General features: G+C 73.2%; 18 protein-coding genes. 9 read left to right on the top strand and 9 right to left on the bottom strand.

Annotated elements, in window-relative coordinates:
• Positions 1-117 precede the first annotated feature (117 nt).
• Positions 118-696, bottom strand: coding sequence for a TetR/AcrR family transcriptional regulator (locus ABT345_RS07745; RefSeq protein WP_345090460.1), 579 nt, complete (start codon positions 694-696; stop codon positions 118-120).
• A 185-nt stretch (positions 697-881) separates the two neighbouring features.
• Here ABT345_RS07745 and ABT345_RS07740 point away from each other — a divergent pair, with 185 nt between their 5' ends.
• The 3 genes from ABT345_RS07740 (at position 882) to ABT345_RS07730 (ending at position 3,534) form a co-directional block, all read left to right on the top strand.
• Positions 882-1,700, top strand: a complete 819-nt coding sequence (locus ABT345_RS07740; protein WP_345090457.1) for an SDR family oxidoreductase — start codon at positions 882-884, stop codon at positions 1,698-1,700.
• Positions 1,701-1,962: 262 nt separating this feature from the next.
• Positions 1,963-2,739 carry an SDR family oxidoreductase gene (locus ABT345_RS07735; protein ID WP_345090455.1) on the top strand — a complete coding sequence of 259 codons (777 nt, stop codon included), beginning with the start codon at positions 1,963-1,965 and terminating at the stop codon, positions 2,737-2,739.
• 114 nt (positions 2,740-2,853) lie between these two features.
• Positions 2,854-3,534 (top strand): Rossmann-fold NAD(P)-binding domain-containing protein, encoded by a 681-nt coding sequence (locus ABT345_RS07730; RefSeq protein WP_345090452.1) that lies wholly within the window; start codon positions 2,854-2,856, stop codon positions 3,532-3,534.
• Between the two features lie 150 nt (positions 3,535-3,684).
• Here ABT345_RS07730 and ABT345_RS07725 read toward each other — a convergent pair whose 3' ends face one another.
• Entirely contained in the window at positions 3,685-4,302 is a 618-nt protein-coding gene (locus tag ABT345_RS07725) for a TetR/AcrR family transcriptional regulator (RefSeq protein WP_345090449.1), read from the bottom strand.
• 89 nt (positions 4,303-4,391) lie between these two features.
• Here ABT345_RS07725 and ABT345_RS07720 point away from each other — a divergent pair, with 89 nt between their 5' ends.
• Both ABT345_RS07720 and ABT345_RS07715 read left to right on the top strand, forming a co-directional pair.
• Positions 4,392-5,336 carry a beta-ketoacyl-ACP synthase III gene (locus tag ABT345_RS07720; protein ID WP_345090447.1) on the top strand — a complete coding sequence of 315 codons (945 nt, stop codon included), beginning with the start codon at positions 4,392-4,394 and terminating at the stop codon, positions 5,334-5,336.
• A gap of 40 nt (positions 5,337-5,376) precedes the next feature.
• On the top strand, positions 5,377-6,282 hold the full coding sequence (locus ABT345_RS07715; protein WP_345090444.1) for a ketopantoate reductase family protein: 906 nt from the start codon (positions 5,377-5,379) through the stop codon (positions 6,280-6,282).
• 182 nt (positions 6,283-6,464) lie between these two features.
• Here ABT345_RS07715 and ABT345_RS07710 read toward each other — a convergent pair whose 3' ends face one another.
• The 5 genes from ABT345_RS07710 to rsmI form a co-directional block, all read right to left on the bottom strand.
• A complete protein-coding gene (locus ABT345_RS07710) occupies positions 6,465-7,364 on the bottom strand; it encodes a 4-(cytidine 5'-diphospho)-2-C-methyl-D-erythritol kinase (protein WP_345090441.1) in 900 nt (299 codons plus the stop codon).
• Positions 7,361-8,284, bottom strand: coding sequence for a 16S rRNA (adenine(1518)-N(6)/adenine(1519)-N(6))-dimethyltransferase RsmA (gene rsmA, locus ABT345_RS07705; protein WP_345090438.1), 924 nt, complete (start codon positions 8,282-8,284; stop codon positions 7,361-7,363). The genes ABT345_RS07710 and rsmA overlap by 4 nt, the downstream gene beginning before the upstream one ends.
• Before the next feature lie 121 nt (positions 8,285-8,405).
• On the bottom strand, positions 8,406-9,347 hold the full coding sequence (locus tag ABT345_RS07700; RefSeq protein WP_345090436.1) for a TatD family hydrolase: 942 nt from the start codon (positions 9,345-9,347) through the stop codon (positions 8,406-8,408).
• Between the two features lie 74 nt (positions 9,348-9,421).
• Complete coding sequence (locus ABT345_RS07695) at positions 9,422-9,844, bottom strand: hypothetical protein (protein ID WP_345090433.1); 423 nt, start codon at positions 9,842-9,844, stop codon at positions 9,422-9,424.
• A 293-nt stretch (positions 9,845-10,137) separates the two neighbouring features.
• A complete protein-coding gene (rsmI, locus tag ABT345_RS07690) occupies positions 10,138-11,004 on the bottom strand; it encodes a 16S rRNA (cytidine(1402)-2'-O)-methyltransferase (protein WP_345090430.1) in 867 nt (288 codons plus the stop codon).
• 522 nt (positions 11,005-11,526) lie between these two features.
• Between rsmI and ABT345_RS07685 the strand changes: the two genes are divergently transcribed.
• Entirely contained in the window at positions 11,527-11,763 is a 237-nt protein-coding gene (locus tag ABT345_RS07685) for a hypothetical protein (RefSeq protein ID WP_345090427.1), read from the top strand.
• A 79-nt stretch (positions 11,764-11,842) separates the two neighbouring features.
• Complete coding sequence (locus tag ABT345_RS07680) at positions 11,843-13,579, top strand: dolichyl-phosphate-mannose--protein mannosyltransferase (RefSeq protein WP_345090424.1); 1,737 nt, start codon at positions 11,843-11,845, stop codon at positions 13,577-13,579.
• 65 nt (positions 13,580-13,644) lie between these two features.
• Here ABT345_RS07680 and ABT345_RS07675 read toward each other — a convergent pair whose 3' ends face one another.
• Positions 13,645-14,550, bottom strand: coding sequence for an alpha/beta fold hydrolase (locus ABT345_RS07675; protein ID WP_345090421.1), 906 nt, complete (start codon positions 14,548-14,550; stop codon positions 13,645-13,647).
• Between the two features lie 228 nt (positions 14,551-14,778).
• Here ABT345_RS07675 and ABT345_RS07670 point away from each other — a divergent pair, with 228 nt between their 5' ends.
• Entirely contained in the window at positions 14,779-16,425 is a 1,647-nt protein-coding gene (locus ABT345_RS07670; RefSeq protein ID WP_345090419.1) for a penicillin-binding transpeptidase domain-containing protein, read from the top strand.
• Between the two features lie 304 nt (positions 16,426-16,729).
• Positions 16,730-17,578, top strand: a complete 849-nt coding sequence (locus tag ABT345_RS07665; protein ID WP_345090416.1) for an EamA family transporter — start codon at positions 16,730-16,732, stop codon at positions 17,576-17,578.
• 51 nt (positions 17,579-17,629) lie between these two features.
• On the opposite strand, the gene ABT345_RS07660 is transcribed toward ABT345_RS07665, so the two are convergent.
• Positions 17,630-18,865, bottom strand: a complete 1,236-nt coding sequence (locus tag ABT345_RS07660; protein ID WP_345090413.1) for a serine hydrolase domain-containing protein — start codon at positions 18,863-18,865, stop codon at positions 17,630-17,632.
• Between the last annotated feature and the right edge of the window lie 127 nt (positions 18,866-18,992).

Below are 18,992 nucleotides of genomic sequence, written 5' to 3'. Positions count from 1 at the left end.
TCCGGTACCCGCCGTAAAGGCGTAGATCGAAGCCGCTCATGGATGGCGGAAGCCGCACGGGGCCGGTGAGGGCGCGGTCAGGGGCTTTGTCCCGAGGAGTGTCTCCGCCCCGCCCTGTCAGGCGGTGGTGTCCGGGCGGCCTCGGGTGGTGAGGCCGGGCAGGACGAGGATGAGCCAGCGGTCGGTGGCCCCGGCGGCGCGGGAGGCAGGGGCCCCGTCGAGGAGCAGGTAGAAGTCGGTGAGGGTGACGTCGGGGTGGACGTCACCTTCGGTCTGCCCGGTGTGGATGAGGGTGTTCAGCGCGGTGGTGACGCGCTGAAGGGGTGCGTCGGGGTCGGTGTCGGCGCCGAGAGCGCGGGCGGCGGCTTTGACGGCCATGTCGTTGGCCGCGGTCTCCAGGAAGTGCCGCAGGAAAGCGGCGATCTCGTCCAGCGCGCGGGATCCGGCCGCGAGGCGGGCCACGGCGGCCTCCAGCCCGTCGGCGACGCCGTCCATCCAGTCCGCGACGACGGCCTCGACGAGGTCCGTCTTCGCGGGGAAGTGCCGGTAGAGGGTGCCGACGGCCACCCCGGCGGCGGCCGCGATCTCGTCCATGCCGACGTCGGGTCCATGGGTGGCGATCTGCTCCCGGGCCGCGTCGAGGATCTTCTTCCGGTTGCGGGCGGCGTCTGCGCGCAGGGGTCGGGTCGAGGCCATGGCGTGCTCCGGGGCTGGTCGGGCGGGTGCGCTTGCACAAAGGTGAACTCTGCTTCACTATAGATGGTGAACGCAGGTTCATCTTAGTTTCCTGCGACGAGCCGAGCCATGGCACGACGGACCGCCCCGCAACGGGCGGCACCGCGCCGCTCGCTTCCACCATCACGGATTCACGAGGCAGTGACATGAGCAAGATCTGGTTCATCACCGGCGCATCCCGCGGCTTCGGCCGCGCCTTCACCGAGGCGGCCCTCTCCCGCGGCGACCGGGTGGCCGCGACCGCCCGCAACACCGACACCCTGAAGGACCTCGCCGACGTCCACGGCGACGCGGTCCTCCCCCTGAAGCTGGACGTCACCGACCGCCGGGCCGTCCAGGAGGCCGTCGCCGCGGCGCACGAGCGCTTCGGTGGCCTGGACATCGTCGTCAACAACGCCGGCTACGGCCTGTTCGGCATGGTCGAGGAGGTCACCGAGCAGCAGGCCCGCGCGCAGCTGGACACCAACTTCTTCGGCGCCCTCCACGTCACCCAGGCCGCGTTGCCCCTGCTGCGCGCCCAGGGCAGCGGGCACATCGTGCAGGTCTCCTCCATGGGCGGCGTCATCGCCTTCCCGTCCCTGGGCCTCTACCACGCCTCCAAGTGGGCCCTGGAGGGCATGACGGAATCCCTCGCCCAGGAGGTCGCCCCCTTCGGCGTCAAGGTCACCCTGGTCGAGCCGGGCGGCTTCGGCACCGACTGGAGCGGCTCCTCCGCCGCGCACGCCGCGCCGATCGACGCCTACCAGCCGGCCCGCGACGCGCTGGCCACGGTGGCCGAAGGGACGAAGTACGGCGACCCGAAGGCCGCCGCCGCAGCCCTGCTGAAGGTCGTCGACGCCGAACAGCCCCCGCTGCGCGTCCTGTTCGGCGCCGCGCCCCACGACCTGGTCAAGCAGGCCTATGCCGAGCGGCTGCGGACCTGGGCCGACTGGGAGTCCGTCTCCGTCGCCGCCGACGGCGACTGACTCACCTCGCCGCGCCCCGGGCGGGCCCGGACGCCGGCGAGCGCGACCGCCCCGGGCCGGCGACGTGCCGCCCGAGGCGGTCGCGGCCCGGCAGCGGGTGTCCGCCCTCGCCGGATACCCGCTGCCGGGCGCCCTGCGGGACACCGGTCCGGTCCCCGACGCTCCTCCGGTGAGGAAGAACAGCCCGACGCCTGAGCCCGGTCCGGGGCGCCGGCCTGCCCCGCATGCTCACCCCCACCTCCAGTACAACGATCGGAACGCCATGAAGCTCAACCTCACCAACAAGACGGCGGTCGTCACCGGTGCCGGCCGTGGCATCGGACTGGCCACCGTCCGGACCCTGATCGGCGAAGGCGTCCGTGTCGTGGGCGCCGCCCGCAACCTCACGCCCGAGCTGAAGGAGACCGGCGCCCATACGGTGGCGGCAGACCTGAGCAGCGCGGAAGGCGTCTCCGCCCTCATCGGCACCGCGCTCGCCGAACTGGGCGGCATCGACCTGCTGGTGAACAACGTGGGCGGCGGAAACGGAACATCCGTCGGCTTCCGCGACGCCGACGACTCCGTGTGGACCCGCGCGTTCGAGATCAACGTGCTCAGCACCGTCCGCGCCACGCGCGCGGCCCTGCCCAGCCTGATCGAGCGCCGGGGAGCGATCGTCAGCATCTCCTCCATCAGCGGGCTGATGCCCGGGGCCTTCCCCGTCATCAGCGCTGTCAAGGCGGCCCTCACCACGCTCGGCAAGTCCCTGGCCGAGGAGTTCGGCCCCCAGGGCGTCCGCGTGAACACCATCTCCCCCGGCATGGTCAACACCACCGCCTTCCAGGACCCGGACGGCCAGGCCGCCCACTGGGCCGCCGCCTCCGGCATGACCCTCGCCGAATTCACCCAGCAGCTGGTCGAGGACCAGAACGTCACGACCGGCCGCATCACCGAGCCCGAGGAAGTCGCGGCCCTGGCCGCGTTCCTCCTCTCCGACGTGGCCGGCAACATCACCGGCGTCAACCACGTCATCGACGGCGGCATGTCCAAGACCGTCTGAACCACAAACACGCCGGACGGACGCTTCACCGGCCCCGGCAGCAGGGCCGAGACGCGTGCGCCCCGGTCGGCCGCCCGGCGGACGCGCCCAGCCCCACGACAGAACGGAAACAGCGTGCGCATCATCGTCTTCGGCGCCACCGGCATGGTCGGCCAGGGAGTACTGGACGCCTGCCTGCGCGACGACGCGGTCACCGAGGTCCTCGCCGTCGGCCGCATCCCCACCGGCCGCACCCACCCCAAGCTCCGCGAGCTCCACCACGAGCGCTTCACCGACTTCACCGCGGTCCAGGACCGGCTCGCCGGATACGATGCCTGCTTCTACTGCCTGGGCACCTCGGCCCTCGGCATGCCCGAGGCCGACTACCGGGTCGTCTCCTACGACTTCCCCCTGGCCGCCGCCCACGCCCTGCTCGACGCGAGCCCCGGCATCACCTTCTGCTACGTCTCCGGCGCCGGCACCGACCCCACCGGCAAGACCCGCATGATGTGGGCGCGCGTCAAGGGCGAGACAGAGAGCGCCCTGCTCGCACTCACCCCGCGCGCCTTCATGTTCCGCCCCGGCATCATCACCCCCCTGCCCGGCACCACCGCGAAGACCCCGGTCTACGCCCTGCTCTACCGGGTCCTCACCCCGCTGGCCCCCCTGATCCGCCGTATCGCCCCGCGCCACATCACCAGCAGCACCGACCTCGGACGAGCCATGATTCACACCGTCCGCACCGGAGCACCCCGCCGGGCCCTGACCACCGCCGACATCAACGAGATGGCCGCCTCCCGATCCCCGGCACCGTGACTCCCGCACGGACACGTCCGCGTCACCATCCACGAGATGAGGCCGTTGACCTATGGGCCATGGTCGAGCCCGTATTGCCGCCCTTCCGGCCGCGCCCACAGGGCGGTGGCACCACGCCGATCGACCACTCCGGAGCCGGTGTGGTGCGAGTCATCTCGTCAGGTCTTGTCCGAGGAGGCGGGCCAGGGCCCGGCGAGCGCGTTCGGCGGCTGCCGGGTCGGCGAAGAGCTGGATGTCCTGGTTGAACGCCATGTAGAGGCCCGTCAGTTCGTAGGCGATCTGGTCGGGATCCGTGCCGGCGGGCAGGTCGCCGCAGTCGGCAGCGACGCGTACCTCGCCGGCCAGCCGTCGGCGCCACACCCGGTACATGCGTGCCACCGCATCGCGCACCGGGCCGCTGCGCGCATCGAACTCGACGGCCGCGGTGGTGAAGAGACAGCCGCCCGGGAAGACTTCGCGCTCGGTCTCGACGTACGCGATCCAGGCGTCGCAGACGGCCCGCAACCGGGGAAGGCCGGGCTCTTCGTGTTGCGCCCGTCCCCATACCGTGCGCGCGAAAATCGCCGATGCCTCGTCCAGGGTGGCGAGTTGGAGGGCTTCCTTGGTGCCGAAGTGTCCGAGTACTCCGGCCTTGCTCATGCCGAGATCCGTGGCGAGCCGTCCGATGGTCAGCCCTTCGAGGCCCTCAACCGAGGCGACGGCGATGGCGTGTTCCACGATCCGCTCTCGCGTCCTGCGGGCTTCGGCAACGGACTTGCGGGGGCTCATGGCGTCATCGTAGCCAACCACCACCCATTTAGCTTCCGACCGATCGGTTGCTATATTCCCGGCACTGCTGTCGATCAAGGAGCGCCACCGTGCCTGGATCCCGTCTCGCCGCCCTGGGGCACCACCAGCCCGCTCGCGTCCTCACCAATGACGACCTGGCCGGCATGGTCGACACCAGCGACGACTGGATCCGCCGCAGGACCGGGATCGCCACCCGCCGGATCGCCGCGCCGGACGAGTCGGTCACCGACCTGGCAGCCGCCGCCGCGAGCAAGGCGCTGGCCGCATCCGGCCTCCGGCCGTCCGATATCGGCCTGGTCACCGTGGCGACCTGCTCCGCAGTCGACCGCTGTCCTTCCATCGCCGCCCAGGTCGCGGGCCGCCTCGGCATCCCCTCAGCCGTCGCCTACGACCTCAACAACGGCTGCGCCGGGTTCTGCACCGCCCTTGCGGGCGCGGACCACGCCATACGAGCCGGCGCAGCGCGGCACGCTCTGGTGATCGGCGCCGAGAAGATGTCCGACGTCACCGACTGGAACGATCGCAGCACCTGCGTCCTGCTCGGCGACGGCGCGGGCGCCGCGGTCATCAGCGCCGACGAGAAGGCGGGAATCGGCCCGGTCGCCTGGGGCTCGGACCCCACCCGCAGCGATGCCGTCCGCCTGGTCGACGACTGGCATCCCCACTTCGCCCAGGAGGGCCAGACGGTCTTCCGCTGGGTCACCACCGAACTGCCCGCCCTCGCCCGCGACGCCTGCCACCGCGCCGGACTCACCCCCGCCGACCTCTGCGGCGTCGTCACCCACCAGGCCAACCTCCGCATCATCGAAGCCGTCACACGCCAACTCGACCTGTCCGAGGACGTCATCATCGCCAAGGACGTCATCGACTCCGGCAACACCTCGGCCGCATCCGTCCCCCTGGCCCTGTCCAAACTGACCGAGCGCGGCGAGGTCCCCTCCGGCTCCCCCGTCCTGCTGCTCGCCTTCGGCGGCGGACTGTCCTGGGCAGGCCAGGTCGTCACCTGCCCCTAGCCAAAACACGCCTACCCCAGCCCTCTGCCGAAGGACCACGATGAACCTCGACAACAATCGCCCGTGTACCGTCGCCGTCCTCGGACCCGGTGGCGTAGGCGGTCTGCTGGCCGCCCTGATGGCCCGTGCCGGACACAGGGTGATCTGCCTCGCCGGCGAGGAGACGGCACAGACACTGCGCCGCGACGGAATCCAGGTGCGCAGCAAGCAGTTCGCAGACTTCACCACTCGGGTCGAGGCCGACACGCAGCTACGCGCACCGGTCGATCTGTGCCTGATCACCGTCAAACAGACCAGCCTCGAACCCGCACTGCGGCGCGTACCGTCCGCGATGCTGGGCGACGGCCTCGTCGTGCCGCTGCTCAACGGCATCGAGCACCCGGCCCTGCTGCGTCGCCACTACCACCCCCGGCAGGTGGCCCCTGGGGTGATCCGCGTCGAAGCCGCGCGCCGCACGCCGGGGCTCATCGAGCACGGCAGCCCCTTCACCGACGTCGATCTCGCCGGCGGCACGGCACCGCGCGAACGCCTCGACGCGCTCGCCGCAACACTCACCGCTGCCGGTGTCCGCACCCGCGTCCGCGACGACGAGACCGCCACGCTCTGGGCGAAGTTCGCCTTCCTCGCTCCTTTCGCCCTGCTCACCACGCGGTACGGACTCACCATCGGCGAGATCCGCACCGACCGACGCCCGGAACTGCTGGCGCTGCTCGAGGAAACGGCCGCCGTCAGCCGCGCCTGCGGGGCCCCCTCCGACACCGCGGCAGCCCTCCGGCTCTACGACGCCTTCCCGTCCGAGGCCAAATCTTCCATGCAGCGAGACGCCGAAGCCGGACGCCCCCTGGAACTCGACGCAATCGGCGGCGCCCTCCTGCGCGCCGCCGAGCAGCACGCCGTAGAGGTGCCCCTCGCCGCCCGCCTGGTGACCGAACTCGCGGGCCGATAACCCCGGAACCGCTGCCCAGACCGCACCGACGGACCGTCGGTGCCTCAGACCGGCGGCAACCCGCCCCGGCCGCGTAGACGGATCCGGACCGCTACGACGAACCGGGGCGGGTGCCGACCCCCCTCTGACCGCTGCAACAAGCCGCGCAAGCGCACCCACGAAGGACTTACGGAGCTGACCGCTCAGAGCACCGTCGCCCCGGGCGCCGGAGCAACGGCGATCCGTACGGAACGGCAGGTCCCCGAAGCCGTCAGCGCCGCCGCGACCTTCTCCGCGCCCTCCGGGCCGGCGGCGAGGAACGCCGTGGTCGGGCCGGAGCCGGAGACCAGCGTGGCCAGCGCGCCCGCGGCGGCGCCCGCGTCCAGAGTCGCCGCCAGCGACGGGCGCAGGGAGAGCGCCGCGGGCTGGAGGTCGTTGACCAGCTCGCTCGCCAGGGCCGTCGCGTCGCCCGCCGCGAGGGCGGCGAGGAGGGCGGGGGAGGCGGCCGGTTCCGGTACGTCGGTTCCGGCTGTCAGGCGGTCGAACTCGCCGTAGACGGCGGGGGTGGACAGGCCGCCGTCGGCGACCGCGAAGACCCAGTGGAAGGCGCCGCCGACCGGCAGCGGGGTCAGGACCTCGCCGCGGCCGGTGCCCAGGGCCGCGCCGCCGACCAGGCTGAACGGCACATCGCTGCCCAACTCGGCGCAGATCTCCAGGAGTTCGGCGCGGGAGGCGCCCGTCTGCCACAAGGTGTCGCAGGCCAGCAGGGCGCCGGCGGCGTCCGCGCTGCCGCCGGCCATGCCGCCCGCGACGGGGATGTCCTTCTTCAGGTGCAGATGGACGTCGGGGGTGCGGCCGTGGCGGGCCGCGAGGAGGGTCGCGGCGCGGGCGGCGAGGTTGGTGGCGTCGAGCGGGATGCCGGCCACGCCCTCGCCCTCGGCGGTGATCCGCAGGCCGTCGGCCGGGGCGGCGGTGACCTCGTCGTACAGGCCGACCGCGAGGAAGACGTTGGCCAGGTCGTGGAAGCCGTCCGGGCGGGCGGCGCCGACCGCCAGCTGGACGTTGACCTTCGCCGGAACCCGTACCGTCACCGCCGCGCTCACCGCGTGCTCCCCTGCTCGTCCTGCTGCTCGTTCTGCTGCTCGTTCTGCCGCTTCGGCTTGTGTTCCGCGATGCGGGCGAACTCCTCGACGGTCAGCGCCTCGCCGCGGGCCTTCGGCGAGATGCCGGCGCCGACCAGCGCTTCTTCCGCGGCGGCGGCCGAACCGGCCCAGCCCGCGAGCGCCGCCCGCAGCGTCTTGCGGCGCTGGGCGAACGCGGCGTCGACGACGGCGAAGACCTCGGCGCGGCTCGCGGTGGTCTCCGGCGGCTGCCGCCGCACCAGCGACACCAGACCGGAGTCGACGTTCGGCGCGGGCCAGAAGACGTTCCGGCCGATCGCCCCGGCGCGCTTGACCTCGGCGTACCAGTTGGCCTTGACGGACGGGACGCCGTAGACCTTGTTGCCGGGGCGGGCCGCGAGCCGGTCGGCGACCTCGGACTGGACCATGACCAGCGTGCGCTCGATGGTCGGGAACGTCGCCAGCATGTGCAGCAGCACCGGCACCGCGACGTTGTACGGCAGATTGGCGACGAGCGCGGTGGGCGGATTGCCGGGCAGCTCGGTGACCTGCATCGCGTCGCTGTGGACCAGCGCGAACCGGTCGGCGCGCTGCGGCAGCCGCGCCGCGACGGTCGCCGGGAGCGCCGCGGCCAGCACGTCGTCGATCTCCACGGCGGTGACCGCGTCGGCCGCCTCCAGCAGTGCCAGGGTCAGCGAGCCGAGGCCCGGGCCGACCTCGACGACGGTGTCGTCGGGCCGCACGTCCGCGGTCCGCACGATGCGGCGGACGGTGTTGGCGTCGATGACGAAGTTCTGGCCGCGCTGCTTGGTGGGGCGTACGCCCAGCGCGGCGGCCAGCTCGCGGATGTCGGCGGGGCCCAGCAGGGGGCCGGACTCGTCGCCGGTGGTGCTCTCACTCATGCCGAAGCCTCGCCGCGCGCCGCCGTGACCGTCCACGGGGCGCGCCTTTCCGTTGTTCGCTGACTGCGCTGGTTCACCGGTGCAGCTTACGGGCCGGAAGGGCCTCGCCTTGCCCGCGCGGTCAGTAGCCGAAGGCGCGTGCCGTGTTCGCCGCGACGGCGGTGGCGAGCGCGTCCTCGGTGACGCCCTTGACCTCGGCCATCGCCCGCAGCGTGACGGGGATCAGGTACGGCGCGTTGGGGCGGCCGCGGAACGGCGCCGGGGTGAGGAACGGCGCATCGGTCTCGACGAGCAGCAGCTCGGCGGGGGCCACCGCGAGCGCCTCGCGCAGCGGACCCGCGTTCTTGAAGGTGACGTTGCCGGCGAAGGAGAGGAAGTACCCGGCCGCCGCGCATTCCTCGGCCATCGCGGCGTCGCCGGAGTAGCAGTGGAAGACGGTGCGCTCCGGGGCGCCCTCCTCGCGCAGGATGCGCAGCACGTCGGCGTGGGCCTCCCGGTCGTGGATGACCAGCGCCTTGCCGTGCCGCTTGGCGATCTCGATGTGCGCGCGGAACGAGCGTTCCTGCGCGGTCGTGCCCTCGGGGCCGGTGCGGAAGTAGTCGAGCCCGGTCTCGCCGACGCCGCGGACGTGCGGGAGGGCGGCCAGCGCGTCGATGACGGCCAGCGCCTCGTCGAGGGCCGCGTCGCCGCCCGGCTCGCGGGCTCCTTGCCGCGACCAGCCGTCGGGGTCGCCGTGGACGATGCGCGGCGCCTCGTTGGGATGCAGCGCGACGGCGGCATGCACCGCCTCGTGCGCCGCGGCGGTCTCGGCCGCCCACCGGGATCCGGCGACATCGCAGCCGACCTGCACGACCGTGGTGACGCCGACGGACGCCGCCTTGGCGAGGGCGTCCTCGACGGTGCCCTGCTGCATGTCGAGGTGGGTGTGGGAGTCGGCGACCGGCACCCGCAGCGGCTCGGGCAGCGGCGGCGGGGCGTCCTTCGCGTCCTTCGCCTTGGGCGAGGTGCCGCTGCCGGCGGCGGTGGGCGGGGCGGTCTCGGAGCCGGTGTCGTGCGGGGCCATGGCCGCGATCCTACGAGGACGGCGGCCACGGCCTCACCTCGCGGTCCCCGGGCGCCGGGCCCGGGCGCCGCGGCTCAGCGGCGGTGCTGGAAGGGGTGGAGGAGGTCGGAGAGGTGCCAGTGGTGCTCGCGCGGGGCGGCGGAGCTGCCTCCGCGCTCCGGGCCGGCGGACCGCCGCTCCGTACCGCCGGTGCGCTGGTGCAGGCTCTCCATCGCGTGGGACACCTTCGAGACCTCGCCCGCGCGCATGATCCGCACCACGGTGGAACCGCAGCTCAGGCAGCCGGGACTGGTCAGCGGGGACGGCACCCGCTCGCCGTCCGCGTAGTAGACGGCGTGCGTGACGCCCTTGACGTCCACCTGGTGACGTATCTCGTAGGCCTGCTCCCAGCCGTGGCCGCAATGCATGCAGGCGAAGGCGTACGCCTCGTGGACGGGGGCATCGGTGGTGGGGTGGGTGTCGGGGTAGCTGGTGCGGATGTCCGCGATCTCACTCATGTGCCGCTCCTCTTGTCCGGTGGACAAGGTCTCCGGGGAACCGTGCGTCCCGGTTCCCAGTGGACTCCCCTCCCGGGCGAGGTGCGGCGGATGTTCTTACCTGTTGGCCCAGATTTGGCCCGCTCCAGGCCAAAGTCCCGGCCGTCCGGAGGCTCCCTTTACCCTTCGAGGCCGGACGTTTACCTTCCGGCAGCGGCTTTCGGACACCGGGCGGGGCGGCCTGGCGGCGGGGCGGCCCCGGGCGGCCAGGCGCCGGCGGGTCAGTCCCCGGCGCCCTTCCCCTCGGGCTTCCCCTAGGACTTCTCCGCCTTCTCGGCGTTCTTCGCGGCCACCACCGCGTCGAACACCTCCCGCTTCGGCAGCCCCGCGTCGGCGGCGACCGCGGCGATGGCCTCCTTGCGCCGCTCCCCGGCCTCCTCCCGCACCCGCACCCGGCGCACCAGCTCCGCGGGGCCCAGCTCCTGCGGACCGGTCTCGGGGGCGCCCTCGACCACGATCGTGATCTCCCCGCGCACGCCCTCGGCCGCCCACGCCGCCAGCTCCCCGAGCCCGCCGCGCTTGACCTCCTCGTACGTCTTGGTCAGCTCCCGGCAGACCGCGGCGCGGCGGTCGGCGCCGAAGACCTCGGCCATCGCGGCGAGGGTGTCGTCGAGGCGGTGCGGCGCCTCGAAGTAGACGAGGGTGCGGCGCTCGTCCGCGACCTCCCGCAGCTTGGTGAGGCGCTCGCCCTGCTTGCGGGGGAGGAAGCCCTCGAAGCAGAACCGGTCGACGGGCAGCCCGGACACCGCCAGCGCGGTCAGCACGGCGCTCGGCCCGGGGACGGCGGTGACCTTCACACCCCGCTCGACGGCGGCGGCCACCAGCCGGTAGCCGGGGTCGGAGACGGACGGCATCCCGGCGTCGGTGACCAGCAGCACCCGGGCGCCGCCGGCCAGCGCGTCGGCCAGCTCCGGCGTCCGGGCCGCTTCGTTGCCCTCGAAGTACGACACGATCCGGCCACCGGGCGTCACGCCGAGGCCCTGGGTGAGGCGGCGCAGCCGGCGGGTGTCCTCGGCGGCGATCACATCGGCGGCGACCAGCTCGGCGGCGAGGCGCGGCGGGGCGTCCTCGATGTCACCGATGGGCGTCCCTGCGAGTACCAGCGTCCCTGTGTTGCCCATTGGCCCTTCTCACCTGCACTTTTATCGTGTTGCGCCGCGGTCTGGGGCGCCCGGGGAGCAGCTCCACCGAAGTGACCACCGATTCCTCGGCCTCCCACTGTACGGACGCGCGGGTGGGCCACCGCACATGGCGCCTGCCGCGGGGCCGGCGCCTCCGCGCAGAAATGCCGGAGGGCGGTGGCGGCCGGAAAATGAAAGGGACACCTCAGAAGCGAACCCGGGGAAGGATCATGGCCAACATCAGTCTCATGAGTACCGGCCGCCTCTTCCTGGCCAAAGGCCAACAGGCCTGGTTCGGCTACTACTACCAAGGACCGTCCACCAGCAACGCCTTCATCCGGCCGGCGCTGACCCACACCCCGTTCACGGGCGCCCACCCCTACCTGCGGTACACCGCCGAGTACGCGGCATACGACACAACACCGCGCCGTACACCGGCTGGGGGGTCATCGCGACCTCGGAGCAGGACGACTCCGAATTCGTCTTCAACATCGTGGCCATCAGCTGATGCGAGGAATTCCCATGCGCATCAAAGCACTCTACGAACCGGACGGAACGATCATCGCCATGGCGGAGCTGCGGGACGGCGCGGAGGTACGCCCGGAGCTCCTGCCGTCCCCGTCCTCGGCACACCCAGGCGAGCAGCGGGTGGCGGAGCTGGAGATCCCCGACGAGTTCCGGGAGCGCCCCCTCGCGGAGGTGGCGGCCGGCTTCCGTGTGGAGCCGGCTCCGGAGGGTGTCCGGCTCGCCCGTAAGTGACGACCTCCCCCGTAAGTGACGACGCCCTCGTCACGCACCCCTGCGGCGTACCCCGCCGTCCACAGCCCGCTTCCCTACGATGGGCCGGGTGACCAGTGACACCGCGACCGACGCCGTAGCCCGCAGCGCCGACCAGCCCGACCGGCGGCCGCCCGCGTGGCAGCGCAGGCTGCGCCGCTTCGGCCACGCGGACGGCCCCCGGCCCGATGTCCGCACCCGGCTGGTGCCCGCCTTCCCGGAGCCCGGCACCCGGCTGTGGGAGCTGTGCGGCGCGCGCCCGGCGCTCGCGGCGCGGCTGGCCCGCGCCTCCGGGTGGCTCTGGCCGCTGCTGGTGACGGTGTTCGCCGGGGTGCTGCGGTTCTGGCACCTGGGCAGCCCGGACAAGGTGATATTCGACGAGACGTACTACCCGAAGGACGCCTGGTCGCTGCTGCAGTTCGGCTACGAGGGCACCTGGGACAAGAACGCCAACGACGCGCTGGTCGGCCATCCCGCGCGGATCCTGCTGAACTCCGACCCGTCGTACGTGGTCCATCCCCCGATGGGGAAGTGGCTGATCGCCGTCGGTGAGTGGGCGTTCGGGATGAATCCGTTCGGCTGGCGGTTCACGGTGGCGCTGCTCGGCACGCTGTCGGTGTTCCTCATCTGCCGGATCGGGCGGCGGTTGCTGCGGTCGACGGCGCTGGGCTGCCTGGCCGGCGCGCTGCTCGCCGTCGACGGGCTGCACTTCGTGATGAGCCGGACCGCGCTGCTGGACCTCATCGTGATGTTCTGGGTGGTCGCCGCGTTCGGCGCGCTGCTGCTGGACCGGGACCGCACCCGGGCCCGGTTGGCGGCGGCGCTGCCCGTCGACGCGGAGGGGCTGGCGCATCCGGACGGCTCGGTCGGCGATCGGCTGCGGCTGGGCTGGCGGCCCTGGCGGATCACCGCCGGGATCTGCCTGGGCCTGGCGTCGGCGACGAAGTGGAACGGCCTGTACTTCCTCGCCGCGTTCGCGCTGATGTCGGTGGTGTGGGACATCGGGGCGCGCCGCACCGCCGGGGCGCGGCGCCCGGTGCGGTCGGTGCTGCGGCGCGATGTGGTGCCGGCGTTCGGCGCGACGGTCGTCGTGGCGGTCGCGACGTATCTGGCGTCCTGGTCGGGGTGGTTCGCCACCAAGGGCGGCTACTACCGCGAGTGGGCGACGACCCCCGAGGGCCGCACCGGCGCCTGGACCTGGCTGCCGGACTGGCTGCGCAGCCTGTGGCACTACCAGACCGAGGTCTACGCCTTCCACACCGGCCTGACGACCCCGCACACCTACCAGTCCAACCCGTGGAGCTGGCTGGTCCTGGGCCGCCCGGTCTCGTACTTCTACGAGGACCCGAAGGCCGGACACGACGGCTGCACCGCGGCGGAGGGCTGCGCCCGCGAGGTCCTGGCGATCGGCACCCCGCTGCTGTGGTGGGCCGCGTGCTTCGCGCTCCTGTACGTCCTCTACCGCTGGGTCTTCAAGCGCGACTGGCGCGCGGGCGCGATCGCCTGCGGGGTGGCCGCCGGCTATCTGCCGTGGTTCCTCTACCAGGAGAGGACGATCTTCCTCTTCTACGCCGTGGTGTTCATCCCGTTCCTCTGCCTGGCGCTGGCGATGATGATCGGCGCGATCATCGGCCCGCCCGGCTCCACGGAGCGCCGCCGCACCGTCGGCGCGGTCGGCGCGGGCGTCCTCGTCCTGCTCATCGTGTGGAACTTCATTTACTTTTACCCGATTTACACAGGTCTCCCGATTCCGAAATCGGACTGGCACCGGCGGATGTGGTTCGACAGCTGGGTGTGAGGCCGTTCCTCCGCCGACGGGAAGGCTGTCCCGGCGGGAGCCTGGGAAAGCAGGGCCGACCGGGGTCAGCTCCGGCGGGCCGGGCTTCCGGTGGCCGTCTCCGTGCGCTCCGCCGTCGTCGTCAGGATCCGCGCGGCGTGGGTCCACAGCAGCGCCCCGCCCGCGTCCGGGACGAGGTGGCGGCGGGCGCCGGGGATGCGGGCGGTCAGGCGGGCGCCGTGGTCCGGGGAGTGGGTGGTGTCCTCGGTGCCGTACCAGATGTCGGTGGGGACGGTGATCGCGGCGAGGTCGAGGGGCCAGCGGGACATGGCGAGGACGGTGTCGCGGGCGTAGCCGGCCGCGCCCTGGGCGAAGCCCTCGTCGAGGGCGCGGCGGTAGGCGGCGGCGAAGGCCTCGGTCTCGTAGACGGCGCGGTCGCAGGCGGGGCTGGTGGCCAGGACCATCTCCCGCATCGCCGCGGCGGTGAAGGCGGCGAAGAACTCCTCGGCGGCGGCCGGGTCGCGGGCGGTCAGCGCGACCAGGTCCCGTAGCCCGGCGTCGAGGCCGTCCGCGGTGGCGACCTCGTCCGCGGCGGAGACCAGGGCGAGGGATCCGGCGACGCCCGCGACGGCGCAGGCGAGGGCGAACGGCGCGCCCTGGGAGTTGCCGACGACGGCCGGGCGGCCCAGGCCGCGGGCCCGGCACAGCGCCGCCAGGTCGGCGGCGAAGCCGGTGAGGGTGCGGCCGGGCGCCGGGCTGGAGGCGCCGAGACCGGGGCGGTCGACGGAGACGAGGCGGACGCCGAGCCCGTCGACGACGTCCGCGCCGAACCCCAGCCACCGGCTGGTGGCGGCGCCCGGACACAGCACCACGGGCCGCCCGTCCGCCGGCCCCCACTCCGCCCAGCCGAGCAGCCGCCCGTCGGGCAGCCGGTCCGTACCGGTGCGGGCGGGGTTTCCTACGGGTGCCGGGGGCGCGGGGCGTGCGGTCATGGCGTCATCCTCGGCCGGGGGCGAGGCGGGGCGCATCCGGTTTTGCGGCGGGTGGTGACGGCGGACCCAAAGTGCCCCTTTACAACAGGGAACGCGCCCCGCACCGGAGCGTTCATCCGACCGTGCCCGGATCGAGACGGACCGGCACTCTCCGGGTTTCCGCCGTCCCATAGAGTGCGCACCAGGCCCCGGCTGAGCGGGGTGAGGCATCGGGAGGGGAACGGTCGCATGCGCCGTGAGGTGAAGTACGGGCTGATCGGCGGATCCGCGGCGCTGGTCGCCGGGGTGGTCGGCGGGTTCGCGCTGTTCGGCGGCGGTTCGGACGGTTCAAACGCGCAGGGGGTGACGGCCGCCGACGCCAAGAACGGCGGCTCCGGGACGAAGGCCGGGCCGGCGTCCGCGCAGGAGATCGCCACCACGTCCCGGGACTTCCTGGCCGCCTGGCAGTCCGCCGACGCCGCGAAGGCGGCGGAGCTGACCGACGATCCGGCCGCCGCGAAGACCGCGCTCGCCGCCTTCGCCAAGGAGGCCCACTTCAGCCGGGTCACCGTCAAGGCCGGCGCCCCCAACGGCGACAAGGTGCCGTACACCGTCAACGCGCAGATCTCCTACCAGGGCCACCAGGCGCCGTACTCCTACACCTCCGCGCTGCACGTGCGGCGCGACGGCGCCACCGGTGAGCCCCGGGTCAACTGGAACCTCGCCGTGCTGCACCCCTCGCTCACCAAGGGCGACACGCTGCGCACCGGGCCCTCCGGCACGGCGCCGATCAACGCCGTGGACCGCAACGGCAAGCCGCTGACCGCCAAGGACCACCCGGAGCTGGCCGGGGTGCTGGAGAGCCTGCAGGACAAGTTCGGCGGCAAGGCGGGCGGGACGCCCGGGATAGAGCTGGCCGTCCGCCACGCCGCGGACGGCAAGAAGCCCAAGCCCGACACCCCGCTGAAGGTCCTCAGCAAGGGCACCCCGGGCACCTTGAAGACCACGCTGGACCTCAAGCTCCAGACGATCGCGCAGCAGCAGGTCGACGCCCGCAAGAACGCCTCCGCCGTCGCGCTCAAGCCCAGCACCGGCGAGATCCTCGCGCTCGCCCACTCCCCCGCCAAGGGCTTCAACGTCGCCACCGGCGGCTCGCTGGCACCGGGCTCCACGATGAAGATCGTCACCGCCGCGCTGCTGATGGACAAGGGCCTGACCTCGCCGGGCAAGCAGCACCCGTGCCCGAAGTACACGAAGGTCGCGGGCTGGAAGTTCCACAACGACAAGATGAGCGAGATCCCGCACGGCACCTTCGCGCAGAGCTTCGCCGCGTCCTGCAACAACGCCTTCATCGGCGAGGCGAAGAACCTCAACAACGACGATCTGACGGTCGAGGCGCGGGACGTCTTCGGGATCGGCCTCAACTGGCAGACCGGCATCCCGACCTTCGACGGCACGGTGCCAGTGCAGGACGGCGCGCAGATGGGCGCGTCCCTGATCGGTCAGGGCGGGGTGCGGATGAACCCGCTGAACGTCGCCTCGCTCGCCGCGACCGCGCAGGCCGGTGTCTTCCGCCAGCCGTACATCGTCTCCCCCGACGTCGACCACCGGAAGCTGGCGACCGCGGCGCGCCGGATGAAGCCGGGGACCGCCTCGGCGCTGAAGTCGCTGATGCGCACCACCGCGGTGGCCGGTACGGCGGTCAAGCCGATGGCCGGGCTCAGCGGTGACATCGGCGCGAAGACCGGCTCGGCCGAGGTCGACAACCAGAAGAAGCCGAACGCCTGGTTCACCGCGTACCGCAACGACATGGCCGCGGCGGCGCTCGTCCCGGCCAGCGGCCACGGCGGCGACAACGCGGGCCCGGTGGTCCGCGCCCTGCTCTCCGCCGGCTGAGCATCCCGCGTACCGCGACCGCCCCGTACCGCCCTCCGGCGGTGCGGGGCGGTCGCGTTGCACCCGGAAAGTGAACGGATGGTGGCCGGGAAGAGGCCGTCCGGCATACACCTCGTGGCCGGCCGGTGAGAGACTGCTCACCTTTTCATCGCGTGGCCCGTACGCCCTTCGCTAGCGTGCGGGGCATGAGCGCCTTCCCGCCCAACCTCCCCCGTCCCGCGGCCGATCGGGCGCGTGCCCGCCGGGCCGCCCTCATCCGCCGGCGCCGCGCCACCGCACCCGCGGCGAACCCCGAGCCCACCGCATGACGCCCCTCGTCGTCGTGGCCGTGCTCATCGCCGCGGTCACCCACGCCAGTTGGAACGCCATCGCCCACGGCATACGCGACCAACTCCTCGCCTTCACCCTGGTCGGCGGCGCCGGTGCCGTCTGCGGCCTGGTCCTCCTCCCGTTCACCCCGCTCCCCGCGGCCGCCGCCTGGCCCTACCTCATCGGCTCCGCCGTGCTGCACGTCGTCTACCAGGCGCTGCTCATGCAGTCGTTCCGGCTGGGCGAGTTCGGGCAGATGTATCCGATCGCCCGCGGCACCGCGCCGCTGGTCGTCACCGTCCTCGCGGCGCTCTTCGTCGGCGAGGTGCCCGGGCCCTGGGCGCTCGCCGGGGTCGCGCTGGCCTCGGCCGGACTGCTCGGCGTCGCCCTGTGGGGGCTGCGCGGCTCGGGGGCGCGCCCGCAGTGGCCGGCGCTCCTCGCAGCGCTCGCCACCGGCCTGTCCATCGCCTCGTACACCACCGTCGACGGGCTCGGCGTCCGGGCGTCGGGCTCCTCGCTCGGCTACATCGCCTGGCTGATGCTGCTGGAGGGCATCGCCATCCCGCTCTGGGCGCTGGTCGTGCGGCGGCGCCAACTCCTCGTGCAGCTCAAGCCGTTCGCGCTGCGCGGGGCGGCCGGCGGGGTGCTGTCGGTGTTCGCGTACGGGCTGGTGCTGTGGGCGCAGACGCAGGCGGCGCTGGCGCCGATCGCGGCGCTGCGGGAGTCGTCGATCATCGTCGGCGCGGCCATCGGCGCGCTGTTCTTCAAGGAGCGCTTCGGCGCCCCGCGGATCGCGGCCGCCGGGCTGATGGTGGTCGGCATCGGGCTGATGCTGCACAGCTGACCCACCGGCACCATCAGGGGGCTCCGGCGCGGCCGGGGCTCCCTGCGCCGTTCAGCGGACGGGTGCGGAGGCGGCCAGGGCGCGGACGAGGGCCTGGGCGCGGGGGTCGGCGGTGACGCCGCGCTGCATGCCGTTGGTGACGTACCCGAGGGCGAGGCCCGACTCGGGGTCGGCGAAGGCGAGCGCGCCGCCGCGCCCGGGGTGGCCGAACGAGCCGGGCGCCAGCAGCGGCGAGGCCGCGCTGTGCAGCATGAAGCCCAGGCCGAAGCGGGTGTTCACGACGAGCGTGCGGTCCGGGCCCGCGGACTCCTCGGTGCGGGCCAGGGTCAGCGTGGCGGGTGCGAAGAGGCGCGGGTGGCCCTCGGGCGCGCCGGTGCCGTCGGCGTCGACCGGGCCGATGAGCGCGGCGTAGGCGCGGGCCAGCGAGCGGGCGGTGGCGATGCCGGCGGAGGCGGGCAGCTGGGCGGCGCGGTAGGCCGGGGCGTTCTCGTCGGGCGCCGGGGTGATGGCGGCGAAGGCGCGGCTGGTGAGGGACGCCGGGTCGCGGTAGGCCTCGGTGACCGACCGCTTGGGGCGCACCCGCAGGCCGCCCGCGGGGTCCTGCTCGGGCGCCGGGGCCTCGGCGAGGCGCCCGGCGCGGGCCTGCTGACCGGGCGGCAGACCGAGCCAGAGGTCGAGGCCGAGGGGGCCCGCGATCTCGTCGGCGATCCAGGCGCCGATGGTGCGTCCGGTGACCCGCAGGACGAGTTCGGCCAGCAGCCAGCTGTAGGTCTGCGCGTGGTAGCCGTGGTCGGTGCCGGGCGTCCAGGCGGGGGCCTGCGCGGCGAGCGCGGCGGGGCCGCTGACGCCGTCGACGGCCTGCTCGGGGGTGAGCGGGGTGTCGAGGACGGGCAGTCCGGCGCGGTGCGAGAGCAGATGGCGGACGAGGACGCGGTCCTTGCCCGCGGCCTTGAACTCCGGCCAGTACGTACCGACCGGTGCGTCCAGATCGAGGAGTCCGCGCTGGTGGAGGAGGAGCGGGACGACGGCGGCGACGCCCTTGGTGGCGGAGCGGACGACCTGGGCGGTGCCTTCCTCCCAGGGCGCGTCGGGGCGGCCGTCGGCGGCGGGGCCGAGGTCGTCGCCGCCGTCGCCGTGCTTCGTACCGGCCCAGAGGTCGACGACCTTGCGGCCGTCGCGGTAGACGGCGACGGCGGCGCCGCGCTCGCCGCGGTGGGTGAAGTTGGCCGTGAAAGCGTCCCGGACCGGCTCGAAGCCGTCCTCGACCCTGCCCTGGACGTCCACCACGTGTTTCCCGCTTCCCACTGTTCCGTCGCTTTGGTGACCCTTCAATGGTGCCTCGCGCGAAGCGGTGCTCATGACCGGGGCCGGTGCGGCGTGGGCTTCGTCACAGCGCCGCGGCCCCGCGTCGGCC

This window comes from Streptomyces sp. NPDC000404 (genome assembly GCF_040300365.1).
Classification (GTDB): domain Bacteria; phylum Actinomycetota; class Actinomycetes; order Streptomycetales; family Streptomycetaceae; genus Streptomyces; species Streptomyces ramulosus.
Note: the sequence above shows the minus strand (reverse complement) of the source record. Positions and strands in the feature narration are given on the sequence as shown.

Bases quoted from the DNA above. Each gene is read 5' to 3' on its own strand.
- ABT345_RS07745 (WP_345090460.1), bottom strand. From the start codon at position 696: ATGGCCTCGACCCGACCCCTGCGCGCAGACGCCGCCCGCAACCGGAAG.
- ABT345_RS07740 (WP_345090457.1), top strand. From the start codon at position 882: ATGAGCAAGATCTGGTTCATCACCGGCGCATCCCGCGGCTTCGGCCGC.
- ABT345_RS07735 (WP_345090455.1), top strand. From the start codon at position 1,963: ATGAAGCTCAACCTCACCAACAAGACGGCGGTCGTCACCGGTGCCGGC.
- ABT345_RS07725 (WP_345090449.1), bottom strand. From the start codon at position 4,302: ATGAGCCCCCGCAAGTCCGTTGCCGAAGCCCGCAGGACGCGAGAGCGG.
- ABT345_RS07715 (WP_345090444.1), top strand. From the start codon at position 5,377: ATGAACCTCGACAACAATCGCCCGTGTACCGTCGCCGTCCTCGGACCC.
- rsmA (WP_345090438.1), bottom strand. From the start codon at position 8,284: ATGAGTGAGAGCACCACCGGCGACGAGTCCGGCCCCCTGCTGGGCCCC.
- ABT345_RS07700 (WP_345090436.1), bottom strand. From the start codon at position 9,347: ATGGCCCCGCACGACACCGGCTCCGAGACCGCCCCGCCCACCGCCGCC.
- ABT345_RS07695 (WP_345090433.1), bottom strand. From the start codon at position 9,844: ATGAGTGAGATCGCGGACATCCGCACCAGCTACCCCGACACCCACCCC.
- rsmI (WP_345090430.1), bottom strand. From the start codon at position 11,004: ATGGGCAACACAGGGACGCTGGTACTCGCAGGGACGCCCATCGGTGAC.
- ABT345_RS07685 (WP_345090427.1), top strand. From the start codon at position 11,527: ATGCGCATCAAAGCACTCTACGAACCGGACGGAACGATCATCGCCATG.
- ABT345_RS07680 (WP_345090424.1), top strand. From the start codon at position 11,843: ATGGGCCGGGTGACCAGTGACACCGCGACCGACGCCGTAGCCCGCAGC.
- ABT345_RS07675 (WP_345090421.1), bottom strand. From the start codon at position 14,550: ATGACCGCACGCCCCGCGCCCCCGGCACCCGTAGGAAACCCCGCCCGC.
- ABT345_RS07670 (WP_345090419.1), top strand. From the start codon at position 14,779: ATGCGCCGTGAGGTGAAGTACGGGCTGATCGGCGGATCCGCGGCGCTG.
- ABT345_RS07665 (WP_345090416.1), top strand. From the start codon at position 16,730: ATGACGCCCCTCGTCGTCGTGGCCGTGCTCATCGCCGCGGTCACCCAC.